The organism is Epilithonimonas sp., from assembly GCF_056329745.1.
The window spans coordinates 64882-79673 of the sequence record NZ_JBWEYV010000009.1 but is presented as its reverse complement, the minus strand read 5'-3'; the positions used below and the strand labels follow the sequence as shown (position 1 = coordinate 79673).

The following is a 14792-nucleotide window of genomic DNA, read 5'->3' as shown; positions in this document are numbered from 1 at the left end:
GATACTTAAAAATGAAAGCAATTCACAACCATGTAGAAATGGCTCAGCATCTTACTCGCGTTGTGTTATATCTCAAAGATACTTAAAAATGAAAGCAATTCACAACAGAAAATGTAGACGAAAAAAAATGACGTTTGTTGTGTTATATCTCAAAGATACTTAAAAATGAAAGCAATTCACAACGTGAGAGGTGTAGGTCTGGCATTGACAGCTGTTGTGTTATATCTCAAAGATACTTAAAAATGAAAGCAATTCACAACTGTTCTGGTTGCAACTTATGGAGCTTATAGGTTGTGTTATATCTCAAAGATACTTAAAAATGAAAGCAATTCACAACAGGCTCGGGAAGTAACTTTGATGCTTCGCTGTTGTGTTATATCTCAAAGATACTTAAAAATGAAAGCAATTCACAACCACCAACAGAGAAACTTCCCTCACTAAATCGTTGTGTTATATCTCAAAGATACTTAAAAATGAAAGCAATTCACAACGGAGATGTTGCCGTGAGTGCCACAGACTTAGTTGTGTTATATCTCAAAGATACTTAAAAATGAAAGCAATTCACAACTGTCGCTGTCGTAGCTTGGAGCATCGATCAGTTGTGTTATATCTCAAAGATACTTAAAAATGAAAGCAATTCACAACTATTAATTGTTAATCTTTGTTTTGTTTATTGTTGTGTTATATCTCAAAGATACTTAAAAATGAAAGCAATTCACAACATCATCGAGGGTAAAAGCGTAGGTTTTGAAGTTGTGTTATATCTCAAAGATACTTAAAAATGAAAGCAATTCACAACGATGAAGACGTACAAAGTATTGAATCTCTAGTTGTGTTATATCTCAAAGATACTTAAAAATGAAAGCAATTCACAACTCAAATTAATCATAATTGTAAAATCTACCTGTTGTGTTATATCTCAAAGATACTTAAAAATGAAAGCAATTCACAACTTATAGAAAAAAACGGATTTATCAGGATTCGTTGTGTTATATCTCAAAGATACTTAAAAATGAAAGCAATTCACAACTCTCTGAATATAATAAAGGAGAAAGTGGAAGTTGTGTTATATCTCAAAGATACTTAAAAATGAAAGCAATTCACAACTTTTTCAGCAATAGCCTTTAAGCGAACACTGTTGTGTTATATCTCAAAGATACTTAAAAATGAAAGCAATTCACAACTTATAAGTATACTTTCCCACTCCTCATTTGGTTGTGTTATATCTCAAAGATACTTAAAAATGAAAGCAATTCACAACCGGTTTGGTCGGCTTTTTCTTTCCTTTTTTGTTGTGTTATATCTCAAAGATACTTAAAAATGAAAGCAATTCACAACAAGGTGAGCCGTAACAATGCTGTTGTAAAAGTTGTGTTATATCTCAAAGATACTTAAAAATGAAAGCAATTCACAACCCGTGTCATTCAGCACCTCAAATCTTGCCGGTTGTGTTATATCTCAAAGATACTTAAAAATGAAAGCAATTCACAACTTCTCGTAAGCGGGGGTATAAGTAGCGGGGGTTGTGTTATATCTCAAAGATACTTAAAAATGAAAGCAATTCACAACCTGCACGTTACTTGCCCCGATGTAGAGATAGTTGTGTTATATCTCAAAGATACTTAAAAATGAAAGCAATTCACAACCCACCGTCGTTAGACAATTAGATTTTGTCAGTTGTGTTATATCTCAAAGATACTTAAAAATGAAAGCAATTCACAACCAGACTTACTAACGCTATCTTTCTTAATCTGTTGTGTTATATCTCAAAGATACTTAAAAATGAAAGCAATTCACAACATTGATGAGATCATACTGAACTGACTCAAAGTTGTGTTATATCTCAAAGATACTTAAAAATGAAAGCAATTCACAACCCCATTCATCGGGTAATATAATTCCCCAGTGTTGTGTTATATCTCAAAGATACTTAAAAATGAAAGCAATTCACAACTGAATACAGAGCTTATCTTAAAAAACAGAAGTTGTGTTATATCTCAAAGATACTTAAAAATGAAAGCAATTCACAACTATAAGCATAGACGGAAGTCGTTGACGTTTGTTGTGTTATATCTCAAAGATACTTAAAAATGAAAGCAATTCACAACTTGAAATATAACCTAACGGCGGCCGTCATAGTTGTGTTATATCTCAAAGATACTTAAAAATGAAAGCAATTCACAACTTAGAGTGTTGAAATCCTCTAGCCCTACAGGTTGTGTTATATCTCAAAGATACTTAAAAATGAAAGCAATTCACAACAACAAGCTCTAACACTAAATCTGTAAGATTGTTGTGTTATATCTCAAAGATACTTAAAAATGAAAGCAATTCACAACAGAAATGCAGCTGCAAAAAACGGTTTTGCAGTTGTGTTATATCTCAAAGATACTTAAAAATGAAAGCAATTCACAACAGAAAAGTTTAACATCTACTTTTCTTTTAAGTTGTGTTATATCTCAAAGATACTTAAAAATGAAAGCAATTCACAACAAGGTAATGGCTCAGATATACTTTTGGGGTGTTGTGTTATATCTCAAAGATACTTAAAAATGAAAGCAATTCACAACAAAATCTGCCATTATATATTTAAATCATCAGTTGTGTTATATCTCAAAGATACTTAAAAATGAAAGCAATTCACAACCGTCTCCTAGAATGAAAGGCGTTACAACAGGTTGTGTTGTATCTCAAAGATACTCAAAAATGAAAGCAATTCACAACACCAAAGTTGCCATATCAATGCAGACGACAGTTGTGTTGTATCTCAAAGATACTCAAAAATGAAAGCAATTCACAACCAATTGTTCTAATGATGTTGCGTAATTCATGTTGTGTTGTATCTCAAAGATACTCAAAAATGAAAGCAATTCACAACTATTAATGTTTTAGGCAACAAATCTACAACGTTGTGTTGTATCTCAAAGATACTCAAAAATGAAAGCAATTCACAACACTTCATCCAGTTGCAAACCTTCCGTGAGAGTTGTGTTGTATCTCAAAGATACTCAAAAATGAAAGCAATTCACAACACCGGATAGCTCGGCCATTTCTATAATCCAGTTGTGTTGTATCTCAAAGATACTCAAAAATGAAGCGAAAGTGATGATAATTGTTTTTAACAATCAACCCAATCAAGTCCAATATATGTAAAGTTAAAAAACAATGACATAATCTGCATTTTATTCAATGATAGACATATTCACATCAGGCCGTTCCAAAAGAATCATAACATTTTACACAAGAACACAAACCGCATAAAAGCTCAACAATTCCTGATTTAAGTTTAAGCAACAATAGGAGTCATTTATTATTGATAGCACATTCATAGATAAGCCATAGTAAAGCCCTATTAAAGCCATGGATAGTTCATGGGCTGGCACCTTATCATATATTATATTTTTGATAATGGATTATACCTTAAAATATAGATAATCCAATACTCTTATAACGGTGCATGGTTGTAAATCATCCAGCAGATATATGCTAATCTTACATGTCTCCCTCAATTAATTTCCGTATTTTTGTCTCTTCTCAGAATTGGGAACATCCATGGTAATGTATTGATTTTATAAGCTTTAATTTTATTCGATAATATCAATAGCTGTGGACCTTAAAATTTAAGTGAATATCTGAATATGAAAGATAATCAGGACTTTATAGAAGTTTATGGTGCCAGGGAGCACAATCTCAAAAATATATCTGTCAAAATCCCAAGAAATGAACTGGTTGTCATCACAGGACTTTCCGGTAGTGGAAAATCCTCACTGGCTTTTGATACCATCTTTGCCGAAGGGCAGCGCCGCTATATTGAGACCTTTTCGGCTTATGCCAGACAGTTTCTGGGTGGTTTGGAGCGTCCTGATGTGGATAAGATAGAAGGGCTCTCGCCGGTAATTGCCATTGAGCAGAAAACTACCAACAAAAACCCACGTTCTACGGTGGGGACAATTACAGAGTTGTATGATTTCCTAAGGCTTCTGTTTGCAAGGGTTTCAGATGCTTATTCATTATCGTCTGGCCAAAAACTGGTAAGCTATACCGAAGAGCAGATCTTGGACACCATCAAAGATAATTACGCAGGGAAAAAAGTGTATCTCCTGGCGCCTGTGGTAAGATCCAGAAAAGGCCATTACCATGAGCTTTTTGTACAGCTGTCCAAAAAAGGCTATTCTCAGGCACGTATTGACGGTAATTTGCAGGATATTGAGTATGACTTGAAATTGGACCGCTATAAAACGCACGATATAGAAGTGGTAATAGACAGGTGGATTATTGGTGAAAATGCTTCCGAATTACGGATGCCAAAATCCCTTAAAACGGCTATGGAAATGGGTGAAGGGACTATTGCTATTCAGGAAATGGGGCAGGAGCAGGCTCAGTTTTTCAGTAAGAATCTGATGGATGATACAACGGGGGATTCCCTCGCTTTGCCCGAGCCTAATACATTTTCCTTCAACTCCCCCAAGGGCCACTGCGAGACCTGTAAAGGTCTGGGGACAGTGAAAAAAGTAAATACGGACTATTTTGTGGAGAATGACAGCCTGTCTATTAATCAGGGGGCATTACTTCCTCTGGAGCAAATCAAATCCAACAAATGGATCCTTTCTCAGATCAAGGCGATATTGGAATTGTTTGATCTCAGCCTTACTACACCTTTTAAGGATATTCCGCAGGAAGCGCTAGAGTATATCTATAACGGTTACAGCAAGGATGTTACCAAAGAACTGAAACATGCCGGGATCTCCAAGAAGATCAAAATTAACTTTGATGGCCTTGTCAATATTCTTGAAGGCATGGTAGAGGAAAAGGAAAATTATGATGCTGTACTTGTGGAACGAAACTTTACGACGGAAGAAGTTTGCCCGTCATGCAAAGGCGCACGCCTCCGTAAAGAAAGCTTGAGTTTTAAAATCGACGGCAAAAATATTGCCGAAGTCAACGGGCTTTCCCTTCTGGATTTCAAAGACTGGCTGGCCGAGGTTAGGGATAAATTCAGTGATAAAAATAAACTGATTGCCCACGAGATCCTAAAGGAAATCGAAACACGGTTGCAGTTCCTCTTGGATGTCGGGTTGGATTACCTGAGCCTGAGCCGAAGTTCAAAAACATTGTCGGGCGGGGAGTCTCAGCGCATTAGGCTGGCTACACAAATCGGTTCCCAGCTCGTCAACGTGCTTTACATTTTGGATGAGCCGTCTATAGGACTCCATCAGCGTGATAACGAAAGACTTATTAAATCATTAAAAGAACTGCGGGACATCGGCAACTCGGTATTGGTCGTTGAGCATGATAAAGACATGATTCTGGAAGCAGACCATGTTTTAGACATAGGTCCAAGAGCAGGTAAATATGGTGGAGAAGTCCTTTGGCAAGGCGATCCCAAAGATATTGCCAAAGCCAAAACCATTACGGCTGATTATATTACTGGCAAACGTAAAATAGAAATACCGGCAGAGCGCAGGGCTGGCAACGGCAAATCAATCATCTTAAAAGGAGCTACAGGAAATAACCTTAAAAATGTAACCCTTGAAATCCCATTGGGGAAACTGGTGGTAGTCACGGGGATCTCGGGAAGTGGTAAATCCTCTTTGATTAACGGGACATTGTATCCCATCCTCAACCGGCATTTTTACCGTGCCATTCAGGAACCTTTGCCTTATAAAAGTATTGAAGGGATTGATAATATCGACAAAATTGTGGATGTGGATCAGAGCCCGATTGGCAGGACGCCACGTTCCAATCCTGCGACATACACAGGGATGTTTACAGATATCAGGAATCTTTTCGCCGATCTGCCGGAAAGTAAAATCCGGGGTTACAAAGCGGGGCGTTTCTCCTTCAATGTCAAGGGGGGGCGTTGTGAAACCTGCCAGGGTGGAGGCCTAAAAGTCATCGAAATGAATTTCTTGCCCGATGTATATGTGCATTGCGAAACCTGCCACGGCAAAAGGTTTAACCGAGAAACGCTGGAAGTACGTTACAAGGGTAAATCCATATCCGATGTATTGGAAATGACGATTAATGAAGCGGTGGAATTCTTCCAGCCAATCCCAAAAATCTATAATAAGGTCAAAACATTGCAGGATGTCGGGCTGGGCTATATCACCATAGGGCAGCAGTCCACAACACTCAGCGGTGGGGAGGCGCAACGGGTAAAGCTGGCAACAGAACTCTCCAAACGACAAACGGGCAACACTTTGTATATCTTGGATGAGCCAACCACAGGTTTGCATTTCGAAGATGTTAAAATTCTGATGGAAGCCATAGAGCAGCTGGTAGAATTAGGTAACTCTTTCATTATTATTGAGCATAATATGGATGTAATCAAGCTGGCAGACCATATCATAGATGTGGGACCCGAAGGTGGTAAACACGGCGGACAGATCATTGCTGAGGGGACACCCGAAGAGATTATAAAATCTAAAAAAAGTCTGACAGCCAGATTTCTTAAGAAGGAGTTGTAAAATATATTGTACAAAGATATTTTGTTTAGCCGCTTCGCTGCACGCGGAGCAAATTAATGATAAGCATTACAGTTATACTGATCTTTTGTTGAAGATATCTTACCTTCTATATAATAAGGTGGTCCAAAATCGATTAATTCTACTATAAATTAACATCCCCTTTTTTAATTATCTTTGCATTATGATAAGAATTACAAAAATCTTCACTTTTGAGACTGCTCATGTGCTTTATAATTACGATGGGAAATGTAAAAACATGCATGGGCACTCTTATAAACTGTTTGTGACTGTAAAAGGAGAACCTGTCAATGATCTGGATGATCACAAGAATGGAATGGTAGTGGACTTTGGCGATATTAAAACCATTGTTAAATCAGAAGTGGTGGATTTGTGGGATCATGCGGTTTTGGTCAACGGCAATTCTCCACATAAGATGCTTGGTGAAGATCTACAGAATGCCGGACATCGTGTCATTTTTTGCGATTATCAGCCAACCTGCGAAAATATGCTGTATGATATAGCCTCTAAAATAAGATCTAAATTACCAGAAGGTATTACGCTTGCTTATCTTAAACTTCACGAGACAGAAAACTCGTATGGCGAATGGCTGGCAGAGGAAAATCCTTAGTAAAAAAAGTTTTCAGAAATAAAAAAACCGCTCTATTAATAGAACGGTTTTTATTTTTATTTGGATTGTTGATAATTACATCATTCCCGGCATTCCGCCACCCATTGGCATTGCAGGTTCATCTTTTTTAACTTCAGTAATAACACATTCTGTTGTTAAAAGCATTCCTGCTACAGAGGCAGCATTTTCAAGAGCAACTCTTGTTACTTTAGTCGGGTCAATGATTCCTGCTTCAAGCATATTAACATACTCGTCTGTTTTAGCATTGTACCCAAAATCACCATTTCCTTCAGCAACTTTAGCTACGATGACAGAACCTTCTCCACCTGCGTTTGCGACAATCTGTCTTAGTGGTTCTTCAATAGCTCTTTTAACGATTTTGATACCTGTTTCTTCATCAAGATGGTCACCTTTGAAGTTGTCAAGAGCAGCAATGGCTCTTACCAAAGCAACACCACCACCGGCAACAATACCTTCTTCTACAGCAGCTCTTGTGGCGTGAAGGGCATCATCTACACGGTCTTTTTTCTCTTTCATCTCTACTTCAGAGGCTGCACCTACATAAAGTACAGCAACACCTCCAGCCAATTTAGCCAGTCTTTCCTGTAGTTTTTCTTTATCATAATCAGAAGTTGTGGTTTCCATTTGAGCTTTGATCTGAGCCACTCTTCCTTTGATTTGAGCTTCCTCGCCACCACCGTTTACGATGGTTGTATTGTCTTTGTCAATCACTACTTTTTCTGCTGTTCCCAACATATCAGTCGTAATGTTTTCCATTGTGAAACCTCTTTCTTCAGAGATTACAGTTCCACCTGTAAGGATTGCGATGTCTTCCAACATGGCTTTTCTTCTGTCACCAAATCCAGGTGCTTTAACGGCTGCGATTTTAAGAGAACCTCTTAGTTTGTTAACAACCAAAGTAGCCAAAGCTTCACCTTCCACTTCTTCGGAAATAATCAGTAATGATTTTCCACCTTGTGCAACCGGTTCTAGAACTGGCAATAATTCTTTCATAGAAGAGATTTTTTTCTCAACCAAAAGAATATATGGGTTATCCAATTCTGCAACCATCTTTTCTGGGTTAGTAACGAAATATGGAGATTGGAAACCTCTGTCAAATTGCATCCCTTCTACAACGTCTACTGTAGTATCGATACCTTTTGCTTCTTCAACCGTAATAACCCCTTCTTTACCAACTTTACCGAAAGCTTCAGCGATTAATGAACCAATAGTTTCATCATTGTTGGCAGAAACAGAAGCAACCTGTTTGATTTTATCATTGTTGTCACCTACAGTCTGAGACTGGGATTTCAAGTTTTCAACAACTTTTGCCACAGCCTTATCGATTCCTCTTTTTAGATCCATTGGATTGGCACCAGCAGCAACGTTTTTAAGACCTTCTCTTACGATAGCCTGAGCCAAAACAGTAGCGGTAGTCGTACCATCACCAGCGATGTCATTGGTTTTAGAAGCTACTTCTTTTACCATCTGTGCACCCATATTTTCCACTTTATCTTCCAGCTCAATTTCTTTAGCTACAGATACACCATCTTTGGTAACATGCGGTGCACCGAATGATTTTTCGATAACCACATTTCTACCTTTTGGTCCCAAAGTTACTTTTACTGCATTTGCCAATGCATCAACACCTCTTTTAAGTGCGTCTCTTGATTCGATATCGAATTTTATTTCTTTTGCCATTTTTTTTGTATTAATATATTATTTACAATCTGAAATTGTACTTTTTTGGTTTAATAAATTTTTATTAAAAGTGTTTGAGATATTTTGTACATCATGAAATGTACTTTTTTACAAATCTTAACCGATAACTCCTAAAAGATCTCCTTCTTTTACAATCAGATAATCTTTACCCTCGAATTTTAATTCAGTTCCGGAGTATTTTCCATAAAGAACTTTGTCACCTACTTTTACAGTAGTTGGCTCATCTTTTTTTCCTGGTCCAACAGCTACAACTGTACCTTCTTGCGGTTTTTCTTTGGCAGTGTCAGGGATGATAATACCTGATGCTGTTTTGGTTTCCGCCGGAGTTGGTTCTACAAGAACTCTGTCTGCTAATGGTTTAAAATTTACTGACATAATGATATATAATTTTAAATAGTTATTTCTGTCTCTTTGTTCCCCAAGACTATGCCAACAAGATCTGAGTTGGGAACTTGATAGGTTGAAGTTAAAATTGGCAGATTTTATTTTTTGTAACTGAAATTTTGGCAGATTTAGTTTTCAAACCAAAGTTTTTCCCCTTTCAAAACCAAAGGTGTCTCAAAATTATTTGTGAATAGTCCGCCTGTTCCCAATCCTTGCGGCATCGGATTCTTCTTAGTGTAAGTATATTGCGCGATGGCATTGAGACCGATATTGCTTTCCAGTGCCGATGTGATCCACCAGCCGATGTTGTTTTCTTCTGCCATACTAATCCACTCGTCTGAACCGGAAAACCCGCCAATCAGGCTTGGTTTCAGGATGATATATTGAGGTTGGATGGTTGTAAGCAATTCTTTTTTTGAATCTGCATTCAGTATCCCTATTAATTCCTCATCCAAAGCGATTGGCGTTGGTGTATTTTTACAAAGTTCTGCCATGGATTCCCAATTTCCTGCTTTTATCGGCTGTTCTATAGAATGAATGTCCAATGCAGCCAGTTCATCCAAAACAGTTTTGGCCTTTTCCGGAGAAAATGCGCCGTTGGCATCCACACGCAGTTCTATTTTTTCCTTCGGGAATTTTTTTCTAAGGGATTGGATAACTTCTTTCTCAGATTCCCAATCCACACCAATTTTCAGTTTAATGCAGGAAAATCCAAGTTTTAGTTTTTCTTCGATCTGTTCCTGCATATAACCTGCATCGCCCATCCAAATCAAACCATTTATCTTGATCGAATCTTTACCTTCTGTAAAATCACTCGGGAAATAAAGTTCTCCCTGATGCTGTAGGTTAAGAAGTGCCTGCTCTACGCCAAAAATGATAGAAGGATGATTGATTAATTCTTCTTGCAGGTCTTCCAGTTTCAGGTTGATGTTTCGGCAAGTCCACTCCAGAGCGTTTTCGTAATCATCATCGTCATCAAAACTCAATCCTCGGAAGAGTGCACATTCGCCAATTCCTTTTTTGTCCCCATCGAAAATTTCTATAAAATAAGTTTCTTTGGTATTCATCACGCCACGCGATGTTCCACTGGGGCGTTTAAAATTCAGTGTGTATTGATTATATGTTGCAGTCATCATCGTGCAAAAATAAGAAAAGACCGAGAAAACGGCCTTTGTATTAATTGTGAAATTGTTAATTAATTCTTATCCACAGCTTTCGCCATAAATTCTTCTGCCTTGGTCACCATTGCGGCACTGCCACAGAAAAAAGGCACGCGCTGATGCAGTTCGGTAGGTTCAATATTCATAATTCTGCGATATCCGTCGCTGCATTTTCCGCCAGCCTGTTCTGCCAAAAAAGCCATTGGGTTGCATTCGTAGAGCAGTCGCAGTTTTCCGTTTGGCGATTGCGATGTAGAAGGGTAGATGTAGATGCCGCCTTTCAGCATATTTCTGTGGAAATCGGAAACCAGAGAGCCAATGTACCGCGACGTGTACGGCCTATCTCCTTCTTCTTCCTGGCAATATTTGATATAATCTTTTACACCTTGCGGAAACTTGATATAATTGCCCTCGTTTATAGAGTAGATTTTTCCCAAAGTCGGGATTTTTATGTCTTTGTGTGACAAATAATAGGTTCCAATGGACGGATCCAGCGTAAAACCGTTCACGCCATTTCCCGTAGTATAAACAATCATTGTAGAGGAGCCATACACCACATATCCTGCTGCAACCTGGCTGGTTCCTCTTTGCAGAAAATCTTCTAATTTTACAGGAGTTCCCGGAGCCGTAACGCGTCTGTAGATCGAAAAAATAGTACCAACAGAAACGTTGACATCTATATTAGATGAACCATCCAAAGGATCAATGAGAACCACATATTTGCTGAGATGCGCATTTCCGGTACATTTAATCTCGATAAAATCGTCATTTTCTTCTGATGCAATCCCACACACTACTTCGCGTTGAGACAATGCGGCAATAAAAATGTCATTGGCCAAGATATCCAGTTTTTGCTGTTCCTCGCCCTGAATATTTTCCTGTCCCGCTTTGCCAATAATATCTGCAATTCCGGCCTTGTTCACTTCTCTGTTTACAATTTTTGAAGCAATCCTGATAGAACTGATGAGCCGGGAAAGTTCTCCGGTGGAGTATTGGAAATCGTCCTGTTTCTCAATAATGAATTCTCCTAAGGTCTGTAATGCTTGTTCTGACATTTTATAATTTTTGGTGGTTTACAAATCTAAATTTTTTTTTGGTTTGGCCATACAGAATTATTATGTTATTAGTCATAATGCCTAAAATAGGATTAATATTGTTTAAAATATAAAAGAAAGAGTTTACAGAATCCAGTTTTCATAATTCAACCATTATTAATATTTTTGAATCCCGAATAAAATCAATTTTAACATTATTTTAATTCCGAGTAATATTTGACCTAACAACTGAATCTAAATGAAAATCTACAAATTTGGCGGTGCGTCTGTAAAAGATGCGGAAAGTGTAAAAAATGTAGCGCTTGTGCTTGAATCACAGGGCTTTGAAAAATGTTTACTTGTGGTGTCAGCCATGGGAAAAACAACCAACGCTCTAGAAAAAGTGGTGGAGTATTACTTTAAAAAACAGGATTACCAATCCGAGATTGCATTGATAAAAAATAACCACATCGATATTGCCAAGGGTTTGTTTGATGAGAATCATGCCGTTTTTGGGGAAATTTCTCTGTTTTTTGATGATATTGATTCTTTTTTGAGAAGGAACAAATCACCAAACTACAATTTTGTTTATGATCAGGTGGTAAGTTGCGGGGAAATGATTTCGTCAAAAATATTAAGCGAGTACCTTAATGATATTCAGTTTTTTAACCATTGGTTGGATGCCCGGGATTATATTAAGACCGACAGCTCTTACCGAGAAGGGACTGTTAATTGGCAGGAAACCGAGCAAAATATTGCTAAACTTGATAAAATTAACTGTTACGTAACCCAGGGTTTTATAGGCTCCGAGGATAATAATTTTACGGTAACACTCGGCCGAGAAGGTTCCGATTACACAGCGGCTATTTTTGCTTACTGCCTGAATGCGGATGAAATGACCATCTGGAAAGATGTACCAGGTGTAATGACAGGTGACCCGAGGAAATTTGATAATGTAGAATTATTGACGCATATCTCGTATGAAGAAGCGATAGAGATGGCTTATTATGGCGCATCGGTCATCCACCCAAAAACACTTCAGCCACTTAAGCAGAAACATATTCCGTTTTATGTCAAATCATTTTTGGAACCGGAAAAGCCGGGAACCAAAGTAGGTGATTCTGCAGATAATGAATTGATAGAAAGTTATATTTTAAAAGAAAATCAGACTTTATTAAATGTTGAAACAAGAGATTTCTCTTTCATCGCAGAAGATCACATGAGCCTTATCTTCACTTTGCTTGCAAAATATAAAATTAAGGTTTCGCTAATGCAGAACTCCGCTATTTCCTTGGCGTTATGCCTTGAGGATAAATTTGGACATGCCAATGAACTTAATGAAGAGTTGCAACATAGCTTCACCACACAAATGACCAAAAATGTGTCATTGTTTACAGTGAGGAATGTTGATCTTGATAATATGGACCGTTTTTATAAAGACAAAAAGGTATTGCTGGAGCAGATCTCCAAAAAAACGTTACAAATGGTAACTATGTAAAAAAACTATGAGCTTAATATCCAAAGAAGACTTAATAAAGGCAGCCGGCCTAGACAAGATAGGTTTTTTGAAAAGACCTGTCGCATCTGCCATCATGAATTTGACAAAGATTAATGATGTTAACCGTCTGTATGACAAACTTAAAAAGACCAAGGGCGTTGAATTTTTTGATGAATTCATCAAAGAACAGGAGATCAGTTACATTGTTTTTGAAGAAGATTTGGCCAAAGTTCCAAAAACAGGACCTTTCATCTTGGTTTCCAATCATCCACTGGGCGCGCTGGATGGCATTCTGATGTGTAAGATATTACTGCGCGTGCGACCTGACTTCAAGGTGATGGGGAATTTTTTACTTTCCAAAATCGAGCCGATGGCACCTTTTGTGATTTCAGTTAACCCATTTGAAGGCAGAAAAGACGCTTACAACAGCTCCTATGGTATGCGCGAAACGCTGCGTCATCTAAAAGAAGGTGGCTGTATTGGTATTTTTCCGGCAGGCGAAGTGTCCAATAAGAATAATAAATATGGAGAAATCCTGGATAAACCTTGGGAAAAAACGGCTCTTAAATTAATCAAAAAAGCCAAAGTTCCGGTGGTTCCTATGTATTTTCATGCTACCAACAGCAAGATGTTCTATAATATTGCCAAGATTCACCCGGATTTGCAAACGATGATGCTACCCGCAGAAATGATGAAGAAAAGGGAAAAACCTATCAGAGTACGTATTGGTAAACCCATTTCTGTCAAACAGTTGGAGGAGGAAGATACAATAGAGGAATTGGCAGATTACCTTTACAACAAGGTTTATATGCTGAAGTCCTATTATGAAAAAAGGAAAAGTGTCATAGAAAAGCTCAAGTTGCCCAACATGTCACTAAAGCTGCCTTTACAAAAACAAAATAATATAGTTCAGAACATTATTGATGAAACGCCCATTGATGATATCATCAGCGAGATCGAAACGCTGAAAAAAACAGAGCACAAGAAGCTTTTTTCGCATGGTGACTATGATGTGTTTTTCACAACACAATCAGAGATACCTTCAATTATGCGGGAGATCGGGCGCCAACGGGAGCTGACTTTCCGTGCCATAGGAGAGGGAACCAATTTACCTTTTGACTTGGATGAGTATGATAACCATTATCACCATCTTTTCCTTTGGGATAATGCGGCCAAAAAATTGGTGGGTGCTTATCGGATGGCTTTGGGAGCCGAGGTGATGAAAAAGCAAGGAATTAATGGTTTCTATACCAGTTCTCTTTTTGAATATGACCCCGAGTTGCAGCCTTTTTTCCGAAAAGTGATAGAGATGGGGCGCGCTTATATCTCAGTAGACTACCAGCAGAAGCCATTTCCTCTATTTTTACTTTGGAGAGGGATTGTGCATGTATGTCTTAGAAATCCCGAACATAAATTCTTAATGGGTGGTGTAAGTATCAGCAACAAGTTTTCTGAGTTTTCAAAGTCCTTGATGATCGAGTTTATGCGGTCTCACTACTACGACTCTGCAGTGGCGCAATACATCCATCCGAAAAATGAGTACAAGGTGGTGATGAAGGAGCGTGATAAAGCTTTGTTTTTTGAAGATATGGATGCCGATCTCAACAAACTGGATAAGATTATTGATGATCTGGAGCCTGAGCTTCGTTTGCCGGTTTTGATTAAAAAATATATCAAGCAAAATGCGAAGGTAATAGCCTTTAACGTAGATCCCAACTTCAATGATGCCATAGATGGATTGATGTATATCCGTATTAGTGATCTCCCGGAAGATACAATTAAGCCTGTATTGGAAGAGTTAAGTGATTTTTTCAAAGCACAAACTGAAAAAAAATCTTCTGATAATCAGTAAGGTCAAATAAAATATCAGAATTTAAGCACTTATAATTTGCATGGTAA

Annotated in this window: 8 protein-coding genes and 1 CRISPR repeat array (1 of these 9 running past the window's edge); of the genes, 4 read left to right on the top strand and 4 right to left on the bottom strand. The window is 37.9% G+C overall.

Annotated features, from left to right (window positions below; translation table 11 throughout):
* Positions 1-3032: a CRISPR direct-repeat array (repeat unit 47 nt; unit sequence GTTGTGTTATATCTCAAAGATACTTAAAAATGAAAGCAATTCACAAC); it reaches 325 nt to the left of the window's first position.
* Between the two features lie 606 nt (positions 3033-3638).
* Both uvrA and AC00Y6_RS08410 read left to right on the top strand, forming a co-directional pair.
* On the top strand, positions 3639-6467 hold the full coding sequence (gene uvrA / locus AC00Y6_RS08415; protein ID WP_474490169.1) for an excinuclease ABC subunit UvrA: 2829 nt from the start codon (positions 3639-3641) through the stop codon (positions 6465-6467).
* Positions 6468-6648: 181 nt separating this feature from the next.
* On the top strand, positions 6649-7095 hold the full coding sequence (locus AC00Y6_RS08410; protein ID WP_474490168.1) for a 6-pyruvoyl trahydropterin synthase family protein: 447 nt from the start codon (positions 6649-6651) through the stop codon (positions 7093-7095).
* Positions 7096-7170: 75 nt separating this feature from the next.
* On the opposite strand, the gene groL is transcribed toward AC00Y6_RS08410, so the two are convergent.
* The 4 genes from groL to fbp form a co-directional block, all read right to left on the bottom strand.
* Positions 7171-8796 (bottom strand): chaperonin GroEL, encoded by a 1626-nt coding sequence (gene groL / locus AC00Y6_RS08405; RefSeq protein WP_474490167.1) that lies wholly within the window; start codon positions 8794-8796, stop codon positions 7171-7173.
* Between the two features lie 117 nt (positions 8797-8913).
* Entirely contained in the window at positions 8914-9192 is a 279-nt protein-coding gene (locus tag AC00Y6_RS08400) for a co-chaperone GroES (protein ID WP_474490166.1), read from the bottom strand.
* Between the two features lie 137 nt (positions 9193-9329).
* Positions 9330-10334, bottom strand: coding sequence for an o-succinylbenzoate synthase (locus tag AC00Y6_RS08395; protein ID WP_474490208.1), 1005 nt, complete (start codon positions 10332-10334; stop codon positions 9330-9332).
* A gap of 62 nt (positions 10335-10396) precedes the next feature.
* Positions 10397-11416: a class 1 fructose-bisphosphatase gene (gene fbp / locus AC00Y6_RS08390; protein WP_474490165.1), complete on the bottom strand. Its 1020-nt coding sequence runs from the start codon at positions 11414-11416 to the stop codon at positions 10397-10399.
* A gap of 238 nt (positions 11417-11654) precedes the next feature.
* Here fbp and AC00Y6_RS08385 point away from each other — a divergent pair, with 238 nt between their 5' ends.
* Both AC00Y6_RS08385 and AC00Y6_RS08380 read left to right on the top strand, forming a co-directional pair.
* The gene (locus AC00Y6_RS08385; protein ID WP_474490164.1) at positions 11655-12893 is read left to right on the top strand and encodes an aspartate kinase; all 1239 of its coding nucleotides are present in this window, start codon (positions 11655-11657) and stop codon (positions 12891-12893) included.
* A gap of 7 nt (positions 12894-12900) precedes the next feature.
* Positions 12901-14745: a lysophospholipid acyltransferase family protein gene (locus AC00Y6_RS08380; RefSeq protein ID WP_474490163.1), complete on the top strand. Its 1845-nt coding sequence runs from the start codon at positions 12901-12903 to the stop codon at positions 14743-14745.
* Positions 14746-14792: the final 47 nt, after the last annotated feature.

Excerpts from the sequence above, each read along its gene's own strand:
- uvrA (WP_474490169.1), top strand. The coding sequence starts at position 3,639 with ATGAAAGATAATCAGGACTTTATAGAAGTTTATGGTGCCAGGGAGCAC.
- AC00Y6_RS08410 (WP_474490168.1), top strand. The coding sequence starts at position 6,649 with ATGATAAGAATTACAAAAATCTTCACTTTTGAGACTGCTCATGTGCTT.
- groL (WP_474490167.1), bottom strand. The coding sequence starts at position 8,796 with ATGGCAAAAGAAATAAAATTCGATATCGAATCAAGAGACGCACTTAAA.
- AC00Y6_RS08400 (WP_474490166.1), bottom strand. The coding sequence starts at position 9,192 with ATGTCAGTAAATTTTAAACCATTAGCAGACAGAGTTCTTGTAGAACCA.
- AC00Y6_RS08395 (WP_474490208.1), bottom strand. The coding sequence starts at position 10,334 with ATGACTGCAACATATAATCAATACACACTGAATTTTAAACGCCCCAGT.
- fbp (WP_474490165.1), bottom strand. The coding sequence starts at position 11,416 with ATGTCAGAACAAGCATTACAGACCTTAGGAGAATTCATTATTGAGAAA.
- AC00Y6_RS08385 (WP_474490164.1), top strand. The coding sequence starts at position 11,655 with ATGAAAATCTACAAATTTGGCGGTGCGTCTGTAAAAGATGCGGAAAGT.
- AC00Y6_RS08380 (WP_474490163.1), top strand. The coding sequence starts at position 12,901 with ATGAGCTTAATATCCAAAGAAGACTTAATAAAGGCAGCCGGCCTAGAC.